The following is a 16,375-nucleotide window of genomic DNA, read 5'->3' as shown; positions in this document are numbered from 1 at the left end:
GTGACCGCAATTCGTGAGGACGTTGACGTGACCGACATCGCCATGCTGCCCGAGTCCTGGCGCGGGGTTCTGGGTGACGAGCTCCAGCAGCCCTACTTCAAGGAGCTGACCGAGTTCGTCGAGGAGGAGCGGGCGAAGGGCCCCGTCTACCCGCCGCGCGAGGAGGTCTTCGCCGCGCTGGAGGCGACGCCGTACGACCAGGTCAAGGTGTTCGTCCTCGGCCAGGACCCGTACCACGGCGAGGGCCAGGGCCACGGCCTGTGCTTCTCCGTCCGCCCCGGGGTGAAGATCCCGCCGTCCCTGCGGAACATCTACAAGGAGATGCGCGAGGAGCTGGGCTGGGAGAAGGCGCCGGACAACGGCTATCTGATGCCGTGGGCCCGGCAGGGCGTGCTGCTGCTCAACGCGGTCCTCACGGTCCGCGCCGGTGAGGCCAACTCGCACAAGAACAAGGGCTGGGAGAAGTTCACGGACGCGGTGATCCGTGCCGTCGCCGAGCGGTCCGACCCGGCGGTCTTCGTCCTCTGGGGCGGCTACGCGCAGAAGAAGGCCCGGCTGATCGACGGGACCCGCCACGTGGTGATCCAGAGCGCGCACCCGTCCCCGCTCTCCGCCGCGAAGTTCTTCGGCACCCGCCCGTTCACCAAGATCAACGAGGCGGTCGCGGCCCAGGGCCACGAGCCGATCGACTGGTGCATTCCCGACCTGGGCTGAGAACCGGCGGGGGCGCAACCCCCTAGGGGCGCGGGGCTCTGTCGATGTGCGGCTCCGCCGCGTGGGCGCGATCAGCCCCCACGGCCTGCAGTCGCCCACCGGCCCGCAGCGAAACGGCGTCGCCTGACCACAAAAGCAGGCGGCTCCACTTAACGTCGGTAACACACAACCGGCCTACAGCCCGGAGGGCCCCGTGGCGGAGCGACAGGAGCGTACGGCGCCCGATGCCGTGCTCACGCGGATCGGGCAGGTCGTGATGCTGCACCACGCCGGGGACCGTGAGGAGGCCCGCCGGCGCCTGCTCGACCTGTGGACGGAGATCGGCGAGCACGGCCGGCCGCTGCACCGCTGCACCCTGGCCCACTACCTGGCCGACACCCAGGACGACCCGTCCGACGAACTCGCCTGGGATCTGAGGGCGTTGTCGGCGGCGGACGAGGCGGAGGGAGCCGTGGGGCTGCGCGGCTTCTATCCCTCCCTGCATCTGAACCTCGCCGCCGACTACGTGAAGCTCGGCCGCACCGAGGCCGCCCGCAGCCATCTGCACCGGGCTCGCGGCGCGGCCGCCGCACTCGGCGACGACGGGTACGGCCACGGGGTCCGGGCCGCGATCACCCGCCTGGAGCTGCGACTCGGCGACGACGAAGGCCCGGGCGGCGAATCCTGGGGCCCGCCGCGACAGCGGCCGAAGTAGGGCCTGGGCCGACCCGGGCCACCGGTGGGTCCCCGCCCCCGGCGGCCCCACGCGCCGTCATTCCGCTCCGGGTGCCCGGGCCGGCCCAGGCACCCGGAGCGCGCCCGGCCGGCGTCTCACCGCCCGTACGTCTGCTCGCAGATCCGGGCCTGCGGGCTGTCCGCGGCCCAGCCGCCGTACTGCTTGCCGAGTGCGCACACGTCCGGGGCCTTCGGGACGGAGCGGGAGAGGCCGGGGACGTCGGCCTCCGGGCGGTGCGACCGGTGAGCGGTGCGGGGGTGCGGGGTGGCGGCGCGCGGGGCCGCCGGGGCGCGGTGGTGGGCCGGGGGAGGGGGCGCGGGGGCTTGGGAGGCGGTCGGTGCGGCCGGGTGGGCCGGACGGGACGGGCCGACCATCTCCAGGGCCTCCTTGGCCGGCGCCTGCACCACTCTCGGCTCGGCGCTGCCGTCCGGGCGGGGCACCGACGGCAGTGAGGGCGCCGCACCCGGAGGCGGGCCGGGCGTTGCCGGGCGCTGGACCGTCACACAGCCGGAGAGGGCCGAGACGGTCACGGTGACCAGGAGCGCTGCGGTGGTCGTCGTTCGATGCACCCGCGCAACTCTGCTGGGTCGGCGCGGGCGTTGACACCGCCGACGGGAGTTTGGTGCCCCGCACGGGTGATCTCGCGCCCCGTACGAGGGGCGGGTGGGTGCGAGGCTGACGTCAGTCGCCGGTCGCGCCGTCGATCCGCTCCCGGATCAGGTCGGCGTGGCCGTTGTGCCGGGCGTACTCCTCGATCATGTGGGTGTGGATCCAGCGCAGGTTGATCTGCTGCCCGGTGCGGCGGTGGCGGCCCTTGGAGAGGTCGTCGAGACCGAAGCCGGCCGCGGCCTGCCGGGCGGCCTCGATCTCGGCCTGCCAGGTCGTGTACGCCTCCTGCCAGGTGTCCGCCTCGGTGAGGTGGAACTCGCCGTCCGGGTCCTCGTCGCTGAAGTACAGCGGCGGCGCCTCCTCCGCGGCGAGGACCCTGCGGTACCAGGACCGCTCCACGTCGGCCATGTGCCGCACCAGTCCCATCAGGGACAACGGGGACGGCGCCACGGAGGCGGTCCTGAGCTGCGCGTCGGTCAGGCCCTCGCACTTCACCGCGAGGGTCTGCCGGTGGAACTCCAACCAGCCCTCCAGCATGGAGCGTTCGTCGGCGTCGACGGCGGGCATACGGCGTTCGGTGGTCATGCCCGGCATCCTGGCCCACCCCGGCCGATCCCACCACGGATTATCGGCCCGTATGCTTCCGCACAGGCACGCGTAGGCAACCGCTAGGGGAGCGCCAGTGAAGGTCGGCTGCATCGGACTCGGCGACATCGCGCAGAAGGCCTACCTGCCGGTGCTGGCCATGCAGCCGGGGCTCGAACTCCATCTGCAGACCCGCACCCCCGCCACCCTCGCCCGGGTCGCCGACAGCCTCCGCCTGCCCGCCGGCCACCGGCACGCGACCCTCGACGACCTCCTCGCCCAGGACCTCGACGCCGCCTTCGTGCACGCGGCCACCGTCGCCCACCCCGAGATCGTCACCCGGCTGCTGGAGGCGGGCGTACCGACGTACGTCGACAAGCCCCTCGCCTACCGACTGGAAGACTCCGCGCGCCTGGTGACCCTGGCCGAGGCGCGGAACGTGTCGCTGTCCGTCGGCTTCAACCGGCGCCACGCCCCCGGCTACGTGCAGTGCGCCGACCACCCGCGCGAGCTGATCCTGATGCAGAAGAACCGGATCGGGCTGCCCGAGGAACCCCGCACGATGATCCTCGACGACTTCATCCACGTCGTCGACACCCTGCGCTTCCTCGCCCCCGGCCCCGTCGAGGACGTGACCGTCCGCGCCCGGGTCGCCGACGGCCTGCTGCACCACGTGGTCCTCCAGCTCGCCGGGGACGGCTTCACCGCGCTCGGCGTGATGAACAGGCTCAGCGGCTCGGCCGAGGAGATCCTGGAGGTCTCCGGGCAGGACACCAAGCGCCAGGTCCTCAACCTCGCCGAGGTGATCGACCACAAGGGGCAGCCGACGGTCCGGCGGCGCGGCGACTGGGTGCCGGTCGCCCGGCAACGCGGCATCGAGCAGGCCGTACTCGCCTTCCTCGACGCCGTCCGCGCCGGGAAGGTGCTCAGCGCCCGGGACGCACTGGCGACTCATGAACTCTGCGAGCAGGTGGTACGAGAGGTTCGGCGGCACCCCGGCGCAGCCTGACCGTCCGCAGCCCCTCGGCCAGGCAGTAGGCGGCCAGCACCAGCAGCGCGCCGTCCACCGGCCAGTCGCCGTACCGCACGAACGGGGTGACACCGCGGGCGATCGGCACCTCGTAGACCCGGGCGGTGCTCGCGTCGGTGCCGAGCCAGGGGCCGATGCGCTCGCCGGACGGGCCGTAGACGGCGGACACCCCGGTCAGCGTGGCGTGCACCATCGTGCGGCCGGTCTCGGCGGCCCGGAGCGCGGCCAGCGAGGCATGCTGCTCGGGGGCCCAGCTGCCCTGGAAGGTGGACGTCGACGACTGGCCGATCAGCACCTGCGCACCGTCCTGGGCGAGATGCCGGCTCATGTCGGGGAACGCCGTCTCGAAGCAGATCATGGGGCCGACCCGCAGCCCGTGGCCGACGTTCATCACCACCTGCTCGGTGCCGCGCCGCCGGTCCTCGCCGGCCGCCTTGCCGACCGAGGTGGCCCAGCCGAGCAGGGAGCGCGCCGGTATGTACTCGCCGAACGGGACCAGGCGCATCTTGTCGTACCGCTCCCCGGTCGGGCCGTCGGCACCCACCAGGAGGGAGCTCTTGTAGATGCCGGGCCGGTCGGAGCGCCGGGCGTCGACGTTGACCAGGATGTCCGCGCCGGTCTCCCGCGAGAGGGCCGCGATCCGCCGCGCCAGATCGGGCCGGTCCCCGAGGTCGTACCCGACACTGCTCTCCCCCCAGACGATCAGGTCCGGATGCCGCCCGGCCAGCTGCCGGGTCAGCTGCTCCTCCCTGTCGAACCGCCGGTCGCCGCTGTCGGTGCCGTCGACGACACCGGGCTGTACGACGGCGATGCGGACGTGACCGTCGACGTCCGGGCGCGGCGACCACACCCAGGCCGCGGAGGTCGCGGCGGCCGTGGCCACCAGCGAGGCCACCGCGGGCACGCGTGCCTCCCGCACGGATATGAGCACGGTGACCGCGACATTGACGGCCACCACCAGGAAGCTCAGCAGCCACACCCCGCCGACCGAGGCCAGCCGCAGCGCCGGCGTCACCTGCCACTGGGTCGCGCCGAGCATGCCCCACGGCCCGCCGAGCCCCTGCCAGGACCGCGCCAGCTCCACCATCAGCCAGCCCGACGGCAGCACCAGCACCGCGACCGCGGCCCGCCCCGGCGACGGCACCCCGCCCAGCAGCCGGCGCGTCACCCAGCCCCAGGGTGCCCAGAGCACGCTCAGCAGTCCGGCGATCAGGAAGATGAAGACGCTCAGGCTCGGCAGCAGCCAGTGGTGCACGGCGACCATGAACCCGAACCCGCCGCACCAGCCGTCGTACGCCGCCCGCCGCCCGGTCGGCGCCGAGCGGGCCAGCAGCAGCCAGGGGACCAGCGCGACATAGGCGAACCACCACAGCGACGGCGCCGGGAAGGCCAGCACCGGCAGGGCGCCCGTCAGTGCCCCGACGCAGGAACGCCGCCACGGGGAGGTGAGCCAGCGCTCGACGGTCCTCATCCATCGCCTCCTGCCCCCGGGTCCTTCCAGTGTGCGGGACCCGGTGGGATCTCCGACAGGGGGCATGGGAGCGGGCTCAGTCGGGGACGGCGAGCACGCGCGGGTCGGGCAGTCGGCGCCACCTCTCCTCGACGACCACCTGGCGCAGCCGCCAGCCGTCCCCGGTGCGCACGAACGCGAAGGAGTAGCGGCCGCCGCACACGAAGTCCGGGGCGGTGGAGGTGGCGTCGCCGCCTGCGAAACGCATGGGGTTGACGTAGTCGGCCCGCAGATGGGCGGTGTCGCCGGTGTCCTGGTCCAGGATCCCGAACCGTACCCGGCGGTTGACGATCAGATGCTGTCGCATCGAGAAGAGGGTCAGGTTCTCCGCCAGCCATCCGGCCACCTGCCCGGCATCGCCCTCGATCCCGCCGGCGGAGCGGTAGTCGGCCCGCCCGTCCGCCGCGAACAGCCTCCGGTACGCCGTCCAGTCACCGTCGTCGACGGCCGCCGCGTACTCGGTGACCATCTCGTCCACGGCCAGCCGGTCCATCACGGTCGCGAGCTCCACACGCTGCGTCATCGGCTCAGTGTTGGGCACGGGGCGGGCAGAGCCAAGGGGCACGGGCGATATTCGGTGGTGTTCGAACCGAGGCACCCCCGCCCCTGAGCACATGAACGCCGGTCAGTCGAACAGGAATCCACCTTCCGTATCCGTGCTCGCCACAAGGCCTCCCCGCTGATCCGGTGCTCAAGGCAGGATCGGAAGCCCGGCTCGACGCCCGGTTCTCTTCGGCTCCGTGGTTCAGGCCGTGTCGTCGCCGCACTTCGGCTCGGCGAGTCTGTCCTGCCGATCGGGTCGTGTCCGCGGGGACGGCCGGGTGCCGTTCCTGGCGACCGGCTGGAAGTAGTGGTCCAGCGCCCAGGCGGCCACGTGGGTGCCGGCCCGGCAGCCGGCCACGTCCGCCGTGCGGGAGTGGACGCCGCCCCACACCCGGGCGTCGACGACGTCCCGGTCGAGGTCGTCGGCGGACCCGTAGAACCGCGTGGTGCCGGTGACCTCGGAGGGGACGCGGAGGTCGATGCGCGAGGTGCCGAGGACGCCGGTCAGCGCGCGTGCCACGGCAGCCGCGACGGTCGTATGGCCGGCGACGTAGTCCGGGTGCGGTGGGGTGAGGAGCAGCGGCTCCCAGGCCGGGTCCGCCGTCGTCGCGGGGTTGCCGTCGGTGTCGGCGAGGCGGATGGCGGTGATCGGCCGCCAGGTGCCGTAGTGCAGCTTGGCGTCCCATGCCGTGACGACGGCGTCGGTCGCCGACGCGTTGACCGCGGCGAACAGCCGGGCCGTCTCGGCGATGCCGAGCCGGTGCCGGGCGGCGTGGTCCCGTACGGCCGCCTGGACCTGTTCGACCAGGTTGCCGCTGAAGAAGAGGGCGGTCTCGGTCTGCTGCGCGCTCCTGCCCGAGCCGGTCTTCGCGCCCATGGCCTTCGACTCCTGGACATCCGCGGCGTAGGCGGCCGAGGAGAGGGCGGGTGGTCCGCCGGGGCGGAACTGCTGCGGGGAGGCGAGCAGGAGGGGGCGGAGCCTCGCGAGCCAGGTGTCGATGAAGGGCTGGAACGCGGGCGGGGTGGGCCGCCAGACCCCCGGTGCCGGGGAAGCGGTGAAAGGAACGTCCGCGAACCTTCCGTCGCCTTCGCGGAGTTCGATGATGCGGGCGGCGGCGCGCTTTCCGTAGCCGACGCCCCTGTCCCTGGCCTGACCGGCCGGAAGAGCGGCGAGCGAGTCCGCGTAGGCGGTGTCGAGCCGCTCCTTGAAGGCGGGGAAGCAGGCGAGCAGCACGTCGTGGGCCGCAGTGGCGGCGGCAGCCGCGGAGGATGCCCTGGCCGGACCGTGCTCGCGCCATTTGTACAGGGCGTAGCCGCCTTCGATCCCCACCACGGCGTTGTACACGGCGACGGAGACGAAACCCTCCCAGATCGCTGCCTGCCCGGAGGGGCGTGGGCCGAGACTGGTCTTGATCGTGTCGATGGCGACGGCGTTCCACTCTCGGACCACGGCTGCCGGGTCCGCCGTGGTCCGGGTGTCCGCGTCGGGGGGACTTGTCGCGGCGGTGACCGTCACGAGGGCAAGGGCCGCGACGGCGCAGATGAATCCCCGGACACGTGAACGCGGAGGAACGGGGAAAGGGGGCTCTTGATACACGTCGTCCTCACTGGAGTCGAGTGCCAAAGGCTTAGCAACGCCCCACTTCGTGATCAAGACAACTCGCCGCGAACCGGGCAGGTCAGGGGCGCCCGCGCGCCTGACCAGCCGCTGCGAGGAGATCACCGCCGGCGGATCCCGCACCCGCTCCTGGCTCCGGCGAACAGCAGGGCCGCCTCGCAGCGTGCAGGCGAGCGATCATGCTGGCTCGCCCACCTCGGTCCGACTGCCTGCCGGCGCGCCGACGGCTGGGCCGCCCGGGCGGTCTCGCGGCCCGATCCGTCCGCTGTCCGGGGCCAGGCCGTAGGCCGGCCGCTCGCCGTCCCTCGCGTGGGTACCGATCCAGATGTGGGCTGCCCCACCGCACCCTCACCCCCACCGGAGGAAGGCTCGGACCGGCATGACCGACCCCGCACGCATTGATGTCCACCAGCACCTGATCCCGCCGGACCGCAGCGGCCCGATGGCCGAGCGTGCCGCGGCCCTGGGCTGGCCCGCGCCCGCATGGGACAAACCGAGCGCGCTCGCGATGATGGACCGTCGTTCGATCGCGACCGGCATCCTGTCGTTCCCCGCGCCCGTCGCGCCCCCGGACGACCCCGCCAAAGCCCGCACAGGCGCCCGGAGCGTGAACGAGTACACGGCCGAGATCGTGAAGGACCGGCCCGACCGCTTCGGCCACTTCGCCGTGCTCCCCCTGCCGGACATGGACGGGGCGCTCGCCGAGACCGCCCACGCCCTGGACGTCCTGAACGCCGACGGCGTGCTGGTGCTGTCCAACATCTACGGCCGCTATCTGGGCGACCCGGCGTTCGAACCCCTCTGGGCCGAGCTGGACGCCCGCTCCGCCGTCGTCCTGGTCCACCCCACCGCGCCACCTGTCGCGCCCGTCCCGGGCCTGCCCAGTCCTCTGGTGGACTTCCCGTACGACACCGCCCGCACCGCCCTGCACCTGGCCGTGCACGGTGTCCCCGGCCGCTACCCCCGGCTCCGGCTGGTCCTCCCGCACGCAGGCGGCTTCCTCCCGTACGCCGCCGACCGGTTCGCCGTCGCCGCCCGGCTCGATCCCGATGCCACCCCCGCGGGGCTGCTGGGCGAGCTGCGGCGCTTCTACTTCGACACCGCCGTCTCCGCCGGTCCGGCCTCCCTGCCGTCACTGCTCGCCTTCGCCCTGCCCGGGCACGTCCTCTACGGCAGCGATTTCCCGATGCTCCCGGAGGACTGGGGCACCGGCTTCGACACCGGACTCGACGACTGTCCGCACTGGGGCCCGGAAGAGCTGCATGCCGTCAATCGCGGCAACGCGGAACGCCTGATCCCGCGCCTCGCCCGCTCCTGACGACGAAGCCCCGCCTGATCACCTCGGCGCCACACCCGACGCTGGGCGCCGAGCGGCCGACTGAAACACGCAATGCCGACTGAGGGATTCTGGCCGCGCTTCCCTGTGAAGGCGGCTCGGCGCGATCAAGCCGTCCTTCCCCCGGATGAACCAGGTCGCCCGGCAACGGGAGTTGCGGCGCGCGCCCGCGCGGGTGCAGTGGGATTCCGAGCGGGACCCGCACTTCAACGCGCGGCCTGGCAGCCGGCCTGTTGCCCGAGGCGCGGCCGTACCCGGCGGCAGGCGGCATGCTCGCGTATCTGCGGTCGTAAGATCGCTGTCCGGCCGGTTCCAGGAGGTTTGCAATGCCACGTCCCGTCACAGTGGTCACCGGTGGCAGCCGGGGTATCGGCGCCGCGACCTGTCTGCGGCTCGCCGCCGACGGGCACGATGTGGTGATCGGTTACGTCCGGGACGGGGATGCCGCCGAGGCGGTCGCGGAGAGGGTGCGGAAGGCCGGGGCGCGGTGTGCCGTCCTTCAGGTGGACACGGCCGTGGAGGCCGATGTGGAGCGGCTGTTCGACAGGACGGAGCGGGAAGTGGGGGCCGTCACCGGGCTGGTGAACAACGCCGCCGTGACCGGGCCGTTCGGTCGGCTGGCCGACGCGCAGACCGCGGACCTGCGCCGGGTCGTGGAGGTCAACCTGCTGGGCACACTGCTGTGTTCACGCCGGGCGGCCCGGCTGATGGGACCGCGCGGCAGCGGTGCGATCGTGAACGTGTCCTCGGCGGCGGCCACCCTCGGCAGCCCCGGCGAGTACGTCCACTACGCGGCGACCAAGGCGGCCGTCGACGCCCTCACCGTGGGCCTCGCCAAGGAACTCGGCCCGGACGGCGTGCGGGTCAACGCGGTGGCGCCCGGTGTGATCGAGACGGAGATCCACGCGGCGATGGGCGACCCCGGCCGGGCCGAACGGGTCGGTGCCACCACGCCGTTGGGCCGTGCGGGACATCCCGAGGAGATCGCGGCCGCCATCTCCTGGCTGCTGTCGCCCGAGGCCTCCTACACGACGGGCACGGTGCTGCGGGTCTCCGGGGGCCGCTGAACCCTCAGCCGGTCAGGCCGCCTCGATGATCTGCTCGCGGACCGCCTCGGCCCACTCGACCACCAGCAGCTCGTACTCCGTCCGCTCCTGGGCCGACAGTGTTCCGCCCGCACGCAGCCACAGCGCCCGGATGTGCTCGTTGACCTCGGCAGCAGACCGCACGGAACCAGGGGTTCGGGAATCGGGGGACATACCGAACAGCGTAGGGGCAAGAACTGACCCTGCGCCACCGGGCCACTACGCAGACCGTATGGGGTTGGTCACGGGCGAGACGGCGGGCAGGGCGCCAAGCCTCGGTATTTGCCCGGCGGATGGTCGCGACGCGGATCCGGCCGGGTGCCCCTGCCCTGGCCTTCCCCCTCGCCGGAGCCGCTGCGATGGCGCCAACTCCCGTGAAAGCGGGGGGTGTCGGGGGTTGGCCGAGATACGCCGCCCAGCCGCGCCCACACCGCGGACGACCGCCCCGCGCTCACGTCGCGGGAGCCGTTTCCGCGCCCCGGGCCCGCTGCTCACGCCATGGTCGTCGCCGACGCGAGCATCGCCAGCTTCTCGGCGCTGCCGCTGCCCGGGTCCGGGTGGTAGACGACGAGCGTCTGCCCCGCCGTGCCGCTGACGCTCAGCCGCTCCCGGTTCAGCCGCAGGCGGCCGACCTGGGGGTGGTCGATGACCTTGGCCGCGCCGTCGCAGGAAGCCACGTCGTGCCGGGCCCAGAGTCGGCTGAAGTGCGGGCTCGCGACGGAGAGTTCGCCGACGAGGTCGATGACGCGGGGGTCGTCCGTGTCCGTCCCGACGGAGCGGCGGAAGCCGGCGACCATACCGGCACCGGCCTCCTCCCAGCCGGGGTGAAGGGCCTGTTCGGCGGGGTCGAGGAAGATGTCCCGCAGCCGGTTGGCGCCGACCGAGAACCGCGGTGACAGCGCCGTCGCCAGGGCGTTGACGGCGAGGACGTCGAAGTAGCGGCCCTCGACGAGGGCGGGGAGCGGCAGCGCGGCGACGAGCTGGGTGACGCCTGCCGGGACGGTCTCCCTCCGGGCCCGGCGCCGGCGTCGGCGGGGCCGGTCGGCGCCCAGGCGGAGCAGATACGCCGTCGCGTCCTCGTCGAGCCGCAGGACGCGGGCGAGGGACTCCAGGACCTGTACGGAGGGGTTGCGGTCGCGGCCCTGCTCCAGGCGCAGGTAGTAGTCGGAGCTGATGCCGGCCAGCATCGCGACCTCCTCCCGGCGCAGCCCCGGCACCCGCCGTACCCCCAGCACGGGAATGCCGACCTGCTCCGGCGTGACCAGCTCGCGGCGGGCGCGCACGTAGGCGCCCAGCAGGTTCGGTTCGTCGGCCATCCCGCCACCGTAATGCGGTCCCCGTGCCCGTGCCTGGTCCTGTCACCCCCAGGATCACCGGGGCTCTGCCATGGCCCGAGCCGGGCCGCGAACGTGGCCGGTGACAGCGACCTGCAACGAAGGAGCCCGATCATGTCGACGTATCTGCTGGTACACGGTGCCTGGCACAGCGGGGAGTGCTGGGAGCGGGTGGTCCCCCTGCTGACGGCGGCCGGGCACCGGGTGGACGCACCCTCCCTGACCGGTCACGGCGAGAAGGCCCCTCTGCTCGGCCCGGACGTCGGCCTCGACACCCATGTGGCCGACGTCGTCGGGCTGATCAGGGACGAGGACCTCACCGACGTCGTCCTCGTCGGGCACAGCTACGCGGGGCTCGTGGTCTCGTCCGCGGCCAACGAAGTCCCGGAGCGTGTCGGGCACTTGGTCTACCTCGACGCGATGGTCCCGGAGCACGGCGAGACCGCGGCCGACATCCAGCCCGTGACCCGGGCCCTGATCGACCGTGCCCTCGCCTCCGACAGCGGCTGGCGGGTCCCGCCGCTGCCGAAACTGCCGCCGCCCTACGGGCTGTTCGGGGTGACCGAGGCGGCGGACGTGGCGTGGCTGCGCAGCATGCTGTCCGACCAGTCGGTGCGCAGCTTCCAGCAGCCGGTGCGCCTGGACGATCCGGCCGTTCGCACCATCCCCCGGACCCACATCCACTGTGTGGCGAACGTCCCGGAGGGCGTCGTGCGCCGACCGGTCCCCGCCACCCAGCAGGTCTGGGAACTGCCCACCGGCCACGACTGCATGATCACCATGCCGGCCGGACTCGCGGACCTGCTGCTCAAGCTGGGCTGATCCCGAGCGGATATTCGCCGGGCCCGGCAGCGGCGCTTCCATAGGGTCGGCGTATGACGGACGAGAACCAGCGGGCGGGGGACGAGGACCAGCGGGCGGGGGACGAGGACCAGCGGGCGGTACAGGCGGCCATCGACGCGGAGCTGCGGCTTCTCGATCCCGAGGTGCGCGCCCGCCCGGACCTCGTCCTGGAACTGCTCGATCCGGCGTTCACCGAGGTCGGGGTGTCCGGCCGGCGCTGGGACGCGACGTCGATCCTGACGGTGACCAGCGGGGGATCGGTGTCCCCGGAGTCACCGGTCGAGGTGACCGGGATGTCCGGGACCGAACTGGCCCCGGGCATCGTGCACCTGACGTACTTCGCGGAGAACCAGGGTCGCCGGGCCTGGCGCAGCTCCCTGTGGCGCCGCACGGAGACGGGCTGGCGCATGTACTACCACCAGGGGACCCCGGCCGCGCGGCCGACAGCTCCCCGAAGGGGCGCGGGGCTGTATTAGATCTGCGGCTACTGCCGCGTGGGCGCGACCAGCCCCCACAGCGCTGCAGACAGTCGACGACCCGGCGCGGCCCTTCCCGGCAGCGCCTAGCTCGCCGACTCCGCCGCATGCGGGCTGAGGACGTCCGCCGAGACCAGGGCGATGATGACGACGCCGAGGGCGATGCGGTACCAGACGAACGGCATGAAGCTCTTGTTGGAGATCCACTTCATGAACCACGCGATCACCGCGTATCCGGACGCGAACGCGATCACCGTGGCGAACAGGGTCGGGCCCCAGGCCACCTCGCCCTCGCCCACCGAGTCCTTGACCTCGAAGGCGCCGGAGGCCAGCACCGCCGGGACGGCGAGCAGGAAGGAGTAGCGGGCCGCCGCCTCGCGCCGGTAGCCCATGAACAGGCCGCCGCTGATGGTGGCACCGGAGCGGGAGACGCCGGGGATCAGGGCGCAGGCCTGGCAGAGGCCGTAGATCAGGCCGTCCTTGACCCCGAGGTTCTCAAGCGTCTTGCGCTGCTTGGGCGCCCGGTGCTTGCCCCCCGTCTCGTCGCGGGCGGCGAGCCGGTCGGCGACGCCGATGACGACGCCGACGACGATGAGCATGGTCGCGGTGATCCGGAGATCGCGGAACGGGCCCTCGATCTGGTCCTTGAGCGTGATGCCCAGCACACCGATCGGGATCGAGCCGACGATCACCAGCCAGCCCATCTGCGCGTCGTGGTTCCGCCGCATCGCCTTGGTGTACAGCGACCGGAACCAGGCCGAGACGATCCGCCCGATGTCCTTGCGGAAGTAGATCAGCACCGCGGTCTCCGTGCCGATCTGGGTGATCGCGGTGAAGGCGGCTCCCGGATCCTCCCAGCCGGAGAAGGCCGCGGTCAGCCGCAGATGCGCGCTGGAGGAGACGGGCAGGAACTCGGTCAGCCCCTGGACGAGGCCGAGGACCAGCGATTCAAACCAAGACATGAAGGTACGGCGTCCCAGGGGTGAGGAAGGGGCTGACGGTCGCGCGGGCACACGTGAATCGCACGGGTGCACGTGATCATGCGCGTGCAGCGGCAGCGTATCGGGCCGGGGTGACAGCGGGGACACAGGGGGTTCGGCAGACGGACGGCCGGCCACGGGGTGTTGACCGGTCAAGGTGCCGCCGCTTACGTTTCTGCAGGAGAAAGCGCTTGCTCCTGCACATCGGAGTGCGTGTGCGGCGCGCGTCGGGCGGGACTTCGCCCATCGTCGGTACACGCCCGAGGAGTGCTGATCACGTCCATGCCCCGCTCCCCCCGCTCGACAGCCCCCTTCGCCGGGCGGCGCATCAGAGCCGCCGTCGTCGGCTCCGGCGCCATCGGGCGCGGCTCCCATCTGCCTGCCCTGGCCCGGCTGGCCGCGGAGGGCGAGACCGAGGTCGTCGCCGCCGTCGACATCGATGGCACCGCGGTCCAGGCCTTCTGCGCCGAGGCCGGCATCCCGCACGCCTACACCGACCTGGACCGGATGCTCGCCGAACAGCGCCCCGACCTGGTCACCATCGGCACCCCGCCGACCCTGCACCGGGACCAGACGGTGGCCGCGCTGCGGGCCGGCGCCTGGGTGTGGTGCGAGAAGCCGCCGGTGCCGAGCCTCGCCGACTTCGACGCGGTCGAGGCGGAGGAGGGCACGGACGGCGGGCCGTACGCCTCCATCGTCTTCCAGCACCGGTTCGGCTCCGCGTCCACCCATGTACGGCGGCTGCTCGCCCAGGGGGCGCTGGGCCGTCCGCTGGTCGCCCACTGCCAGACCACCTGGTACCGGGACACCGCTTACTACGCGGTGCCCTGGCGGGGCCGCTGGGCGACCGAGGGCGGCGGCCCGGCGATGGGCCACGGCATCCATCAGACGGATCTGCTCCTCGACCTGCTCGGGCCGTGGAGCGAGGTACGGGCGATGGCCGGCCGGCTGGTGCACGACGTGGAGACCGAGGACGTCTCCACCGCCCTGGTCCGGTTCGCGAACGGCGCCCTGGCCACGGTCGTGAACAGCGTGCTCAGCCCCGACGAGGTCAGCGGCATCCGCATCGACTGCGAGCGCGCGACGGTCGAACTGACCCATCTGTACGGGCACGGCAACGAGAACTGGCGCATCACCCCGGCCCCGGGCGTCCCCGCCGACGAGGCGGCGGCCTGGCGGGACTTCGGCCCGGACGTGCCCAGCTCGCACCTGGCCCAGCTGCGCGAGCTGGTCGCCGCCATGCGGGCGGGGGAGCGGCCGCGCGCCAGCGGTGCGGACGGGCGCACCAGTCTGGAGCTGATCACCGCGCTGTACAAGGCGGCGTTCACCGACACGACCGTCCGCGCGGGCGAGATCGGCCCCGGTGACCCCTACTACACGGCTCTGCACGGGGGTGCCCCGGGCTGGGCGCCGTCCGTGCGCGAGGAGGTGTCCGCGTGAGCGGCGAGCTGCGGATCACGCACACCCACGGCGACCGGATCACCGTGACCGAGCCGGTCACCGGCGTGCAGCTCTTCTCGTACGTCTACCGGCCCGAGGCGGCCTGGGAGGCCCCGAGGCCCTACCTGCACCCGATCCGTACCCTCGCCGGGGACGTCGTCACCGACTACCGGCCCAACGACCACCGCTGGCACAAGGGTCTCTCCCTGACCGCCTCGCACCTGTCGGGCGCGAACCTGTGGGGCGGCAACTCCTATGTCCACGGCCAGGGTTACCTCGCCATCCCGGAGCGTGTCGGCTCGATGCGGCACGTCGGCTTCGACGAGTTGTCCTCGGCCGACGGCCGTCTGGTGGTCGCGGAGCGGCTGACCTGGCATCCGTACGACGGGACGCTGTGGGCGGAAGAGCAGCGGCGGGTGGAGGTCCACGACGTGGACCCCGACTCCGGTTCCTGGGCGCTCACCTGGACCAGCGCGATCACCAACCGCCGTGCCGAACCGCTGCTGTTCGGCAGCCCGACCACGGCCGGGCGCGAACAGGCGGGCTACACCGGCCTGTTCTGGCGCGGCCCGCGCGCCTTCCGGGACGGCCGGATCATCGGCCCCGAGGGGGAGGGGCCGGAACTCATGGGCTCCCGGTCCGCCTGGCTCGCCCTGTCCGGCGAGCACGACGGCGCCGACGGCCATGCCACCGTCGTCTTCGAACACGCCCCGGAGAACGACCACTCGGGCGCCCAGGGCAGCCACCCCGCCCACTGGTTCGTGCGCAACGACCCGTTCGCCGGCATCGCCCCCTCCTGGGCCTTCCACGACGAGCTGGAACTGGCCCCCGGTGACACCCTCCGGCGCCGCTACCGGATCGTCATCGGCGACGGTGCCTGGGAGCGCGCGGACATCGCCAAGTACCTGGAGGCGCATCCCTGGTGAGCGACGGGGAGGCCGCGTTCGCGTGACTGCCGGGCGGCCCGGCGTCCTCCGCCGGGGGGAGTGGGACGCTCAGGCGGCTTCCGGTCCGGTGACGGTCCAGCCCGGTGCCTGCGGGTGGGCCGTCAGGTCCTCGTGCCGCACCGGGTCGCCGCACGCCGTGCAGACGACGACCGGGGCGAGGGTCCGGCCGCAGCTGTGCTCGATCACCATGGGGCGGTCGCCGTCCGGGTGGAGGTGGCGGTCGCCCCAGGCCATCAGGGTCATCAGGACCGGCTCCAGTTCGAGGCCCGCCTGGGTGGCCCGGTAGTCGAAGCGCTGCGGCCGCTCGCTGTAGACGCGCTTGGTGAGGATCCCGGCGTCGACGAGCCGGCGCAGCCGGGTGGCCAGGATGTCGCGCGGGGCGCCGATGTTGCGCACCAGCTGGTCGAAGCGGCCGTTGCCCAGATACACCTCCCGCAGGACCAGCAGGGAGTACTTCTCGCCGACGAGTGCCAGTGCGTCGGCGATCGAGCACGGGCGGGGGTGTTTGGAGGCGGCCATGGGGTCATTCTAGTGGAGGGTTGGATTTTCAAACTCGCAGAGTTATGGTGGGTTCGGATTTCCTACTCACCGGTAGTCGAGACTGGCAATC

The 16,375-nt window shown here is 72.7% G+C and carries 18 protein-coding genes; 9 read left to right on the top strand and 9 right to left on the bottom strand.

Annotated elements, in window-relative coordinates; all coding sequences use genetic code 11:
* Positions 1 to 27 precede the first annotated feature (27 nt).
* Together ACFWPS_RS30185 and ACFWPS_RS30180 are read left to right on the top strand one after the other, a co-directional pair.
* The gene (locus tag ACFWPS_RS30185; protein WP_383710405.1) at positions 28 to 714 is read left to right on the top strand and encodes a uracil-DNA glycosylase; all 687 of its coding nucleotides are present in this window, start codon (positions 28 to 30) and stop codon (positions 712 to 714) included.
* A gap of 193 nt (positions 715 to 907) precedes the next feature.
* The gene (locus ACFWPS_RS30180; protein WP_383710403.1) at positions 908 to 1,408 is read left to right on the top strand and encodes a hypothetical protein; all 501 of its coding nucleotides are present in this window, start codon (positions 908 to 910) and stop codon (positions 1,406 to 1,408) included.
* A gap of 116 nt (positions 1,409 to 1,524) precedes the next feature.
* Here ACFWPS_RS30180 and ACFWPS_RS30175 read toward each other — a convergent pair whose 3' ends face one another.
* Together ACFWPS_RS30175 and ACFWPS_RS30170 are read right to left on the bottom strand one after the other, a co-directional pair.
* Positions 1,525 to 1,998 (bottom strand): hypothetical protein, encoded by a 474-nt coding sequence (locus tag ACFWPS_RS30175; protein WP_383710400.1) that lies wholly within the window; start codon positions 1,996 to 1,998, stop codon positions 1,525 to 1,527.
* A 112-nt stretch (positions 1,999 to 2,110) separates the two neighbouring features.
* Positions 2,111 to 2,623 carry a DinB family protein gene (locus tag ACFWPS_RS30170; RefSeq protein WP_383710397.1) on the bottom strand — a complete coding sequence of 171 codons (513 nt, stop codon included), beginning with the start codon at positions 2,621 to 2,623 and terminating at the stop codon, positions 2,111 to 2,113.
* A 97-nt stretch (positions 2,624 to 2,720) separates the two neighbouring features.
* Here ACFWPS_RS30170 and ACFWPS_RS30165 point away from each other — a divergent pair, with 97 nt between their 5' ends.
* Complete coding sequence (locus ACFWPS_RS30165; protein WP_383710394.1) at positions 2,721 to 3,632, top strand: Gfo/Idh/MocA family protein; 912 nt, start codon at positions 2,721 to 2,723, stop codon at positions 3,630 to 3,632.
* On the opposite strand, the gene lnt is transcribed toward ACFWPS_RS30165, so the two are convergent.
* The 3 genes from lnt to ACFWPS_RS30150 form a co-directional block, all read right to left on the bottom strand.
* Positions 3,550 to 5,124, bottom strand: coding sequence for an apolipoprotein N-acyltransferase (gene lnt / locus ACFWPS_RS30160; RefSeq protein ID WP_383710392.1), 1,575 nt, complete (start codon positions 5,122 to 5,124; stop codon positions 3,550 to 3,552). The genes ACFWPS_RS30165 and lnt overlap by 83 nt on opposite strands.
* Positions 5,125 to 5,200: 76 nt before the next feature.
* On the bottom strand, positions 5,201 to 5,686 hold the full coding sequence (locus ACFWPS_RS30155; protein ID WP_383710390.1) for a nuclear transport factor 2 family protein: 486 nt from the start codon (positions 5,684 to 5,686) through the stop codon (positions 5,201 to 5,203).
* Between the two features lie 222 nt (positions 5,687 to 5,908).
* Complete coding sequence (locus ACFWPS_RS30150) at positions 5,909 to 7,222, bottom strand: vanadium-dependent haloperoxidase (protein WP_383710387.1); 1,314 nt, start codon at positions 7,220 to 7,222, stop codon at positions 5,909 to 5,911.
* Between the two features lie 481 nt (positions 7,223 to 7,703).
* Here ACFWPS_RS30150 and ACFWPS_RS30145 point away from each other — a divergent pair, with 481 nt between their 5' ends.
* Both ACFWPS_RS30145 and ACFWPS_RS30140 read left to right on the top strand, forming a co-directional pair.
* Entirely contained in the window at positions 7,704 to 8,642 is a 939-nt protein-coding gene (locus ACFWPS_RS30145) for an amidohydrolase family protein (protein ID WP_383710384.1), read from the top strand.
* Between the two features lie 344 nt (positions 8,643 to 8,986).
* Entirely contained in the window at positions 8,987 to 9,727 is a 741-nt protein-coding gene (locus ACFWPS_RS30140; protein ID WP_383710381.1) for an SDR family oxidoreductase, read from the top strand.
* A 12-nt stretch (positions 9,728 to 9,739) separates the two neighbouring features.
* On the opposite strand, the gene ACFWPS_RS30135 is transcribed toward ACFWPS_RS30140, so the two are convergent.
* Positions 9,740 to 9,919, bottom strand: a complete 180-nt coding sequence (locus ACFWPS_RS30135) for a hypothetical protein (protein ID WP_383710378.1) — start codon at positions 9,917 to 9,919, stop codon at positions 9,740 to 9,742.
* Between the two features lie 317 nt (positions 9,920 to 10,236).
* A complete protein-coding gene (locus ACFWPS_RS30130) occupies positions 10,237 to 11,061 on the bottom strand; it encodes a helix-turn-helix domain-containing protein (RefSeq protein WP_383710375.1) in 825 nt (274 codons plus the stop codon).
* A 132-nt stretch (positions 11,062 to 11,193) separates the two neighbouring features.
* Between ACFWPS_RS30130 and ACFWPS_RS30125 the strand changes: the two genes are divergently transcribed.
* Together ACFWPS_RS30125 and ACFWPS_RS30120 are read left to right on the top strand one after the other, a co-directional pair.
* Positions 11,194 to 11,901, top strand: coding sequence for an alpha/beta fold hydrolase (locus tag ACFWPS_RS30125; protein ID WP_383710373.1), 708 nt, complete (start codon positions 11,194 to 11,196; stop codon positions 11,899 to 11,901).
* Positions 11,902 to 11,954: 53 nt separating this feature from the next.
* Complete coding sequence (locus tag ACFWPS_RS30120) at positions 11,955 to 12,398, top strand: DUF4440 domain-containing protein (protein WP_383710370.1); 444 nt, start codon at positions 11,955 to 11,957, stop codon at positions 12,396 to 12,398.
* Between the two features lie 86 nt (positions 12,399 to 12,484).
* Here the strand turns inward: ACFWPS_RS30120 and ACFWPS_RS30115 are convergent, their stop codons facing one another.
* A complete protein-coding gene (locus tag ACFWPS_RS30115) occupies positions 12,485 to 13,360 on the bottom strand; it encodes an undecaprenyl-diphosphate phosphatase (protein ID WP_383710367.1) in 876 nt (291 codons plus the stop codon).
* Between the two features lie 300 nt (positions 13,361 to 13,660).
* Between ACFWPS_RS30115 and ACFWPS_RS30110 the strand changes: the two genes are divergently transcribed.
* Entirely contained in the window at positions 13,661 to 14,818 is a 1,158-nt protein-coding gene (locus tag ACFWPS_RS30110) for a Gfo/Idh/MocA family protein (protein WP_383710365.1), read from the top strand.
* The gene (locus tag ACFWPS_RS30105) at positions 14,815 to 15,744 is read left to right on the top strand and encodes a PmoA family protein (protein WP_383710363.1); all 930 of its coding nucleotides are present in this window, start codon (positions 14,815 to 14,817) and stop codon (positions 15,742 to 15,744) included. Before ACFWPS_RS30110 ends, ACFWPS_RS30105 begins: the two co-directional genes overlap by 4 nt.
* A 69-nt stretch (positions 15,745 to 15,813) precedes the next feature.
* On the opposite strand, the gene ACFWPS_RS30100 is transcribed toward ACFWPS_RS30105, so the two are convergent.
* The gene (locus ACFWPS_RS30100) at positions 15,814 to 16,284 is read right to left on the bottom strand and encodes a winged helix-turn-helix transcriptional regulator (RefSeq protein ID WP_383710361.1); all 471 of its coding nucleotides are present in this window, start codon (positions 16,282 to 16,284) and stop codon (positions 15,814 to 15,816) included.
* Between the last annotated feature and the right edge of the window lie 91 nt (positions 16,285 to 16,375).

The organism is Streptomyces sp. NPDC058457, assembly GCF_042720695.1.
In the GTDB taxonomy this organism is placed as follows: domain Bacteria; phylum Actinomycetota; class Actinomycetes; order Streptomycetales; family Streptomycetaceae; genus Streptomyces.
This window is presented reverse-complemented; position numbering and strand designations above follow the sequence as displayed.

Excerpts from the sequence above, each read along its gene's own strand:
- ACFWPS_RS30125 (WP_383710373.1), top strand. The coding sequence starts at position 11,194 with ATGTCGACGTATCTGCTGGTACACGGTGCCTGGCACAGCGGGGAGTGC.
- ACFWPS_RS30115 (WP_383710367.1), bottom strand. The coding sequence starts at position 13,360 with ATGTCTTGGTTTGAATCGCTGGTCCTCGGCCTCGTCCAGGGGCTGACC.
- ACFWPS_RS30110 (WP_383710365.1), top strand. The coding sequence starts at position 13,661 with ATGCCCCGCTCCCCCCGCTCGACAGCCCCCTTCGCCGGGCGGCGCATC.
- ACFWPS_RS30135 (WP_383710378.1), bottom strand. The coding sequence starts at position 9,919 with ATGTCCCCCGATTCCCGAACCCCTGGTTCCGTGCGGTCTGCTGCCGAG.
- ACFWPS_RS30100 (WP_383710361.1), bottom strand. The coding sequence starts at position 16,284 with ATGGCCGCCTCCAAACACCCCCGCCCGTGCTCGATCGCCGACGCACTG.
- ACFWPS_RS30155 (WP_383710390.1), bottom strand. The coding sequence starts at position 5,686 with ATGACGCAGCGTGTGGAGCTCGCGACCGTGATGGACCGGCTGGCCGTG.
- lnt (WP_383710392.1), bottom strand. The coding sequence starts at position 5,124 with ATGAGGACCGTCGAGCGCTGGCTCACCTCCCCGTGGCGGCGTTCCTGC.
- ACFWPS_RS30145 (WP_383710384.1), top strand. The coding sequence starts at position 7,704 with ATGACCGACCCCGCACGCATTGATGTCCACCAGCACCTGATCCCGCCG.
- ACFWPS_RS30130 (WP_383710375.1), bottom strand. The coding sequence starts at position 11,061 with ATGGCCGACGAACCGAACCTGCTGGGCGCCTACGTGCGCGCCCGCCGC.
- ACFWPS_RS30170 (WP_383710397.1), bottom strand. The coding sequence starts at position 2,623 with ATGACCACCGAACGCCGTATGCCCGCCGTCGACGCCGACGAACGCTCC.
- ACFWPS_RS30120 (WP_383710370.1), top strand. The coding sequence starts at position 11,955 with ATGACGGACGAGAACCAGCGGGCGGGGGACGAGGACCAGCGGGCGGGG.
- ACFWPS_RS30140 (WP_383710381.1), top strand. The coding sequence starts at position 8,987 with ATGCCACGTCCCGTCACAGTGGTCACCGGTGGCAGCCGGGGTATCGGC.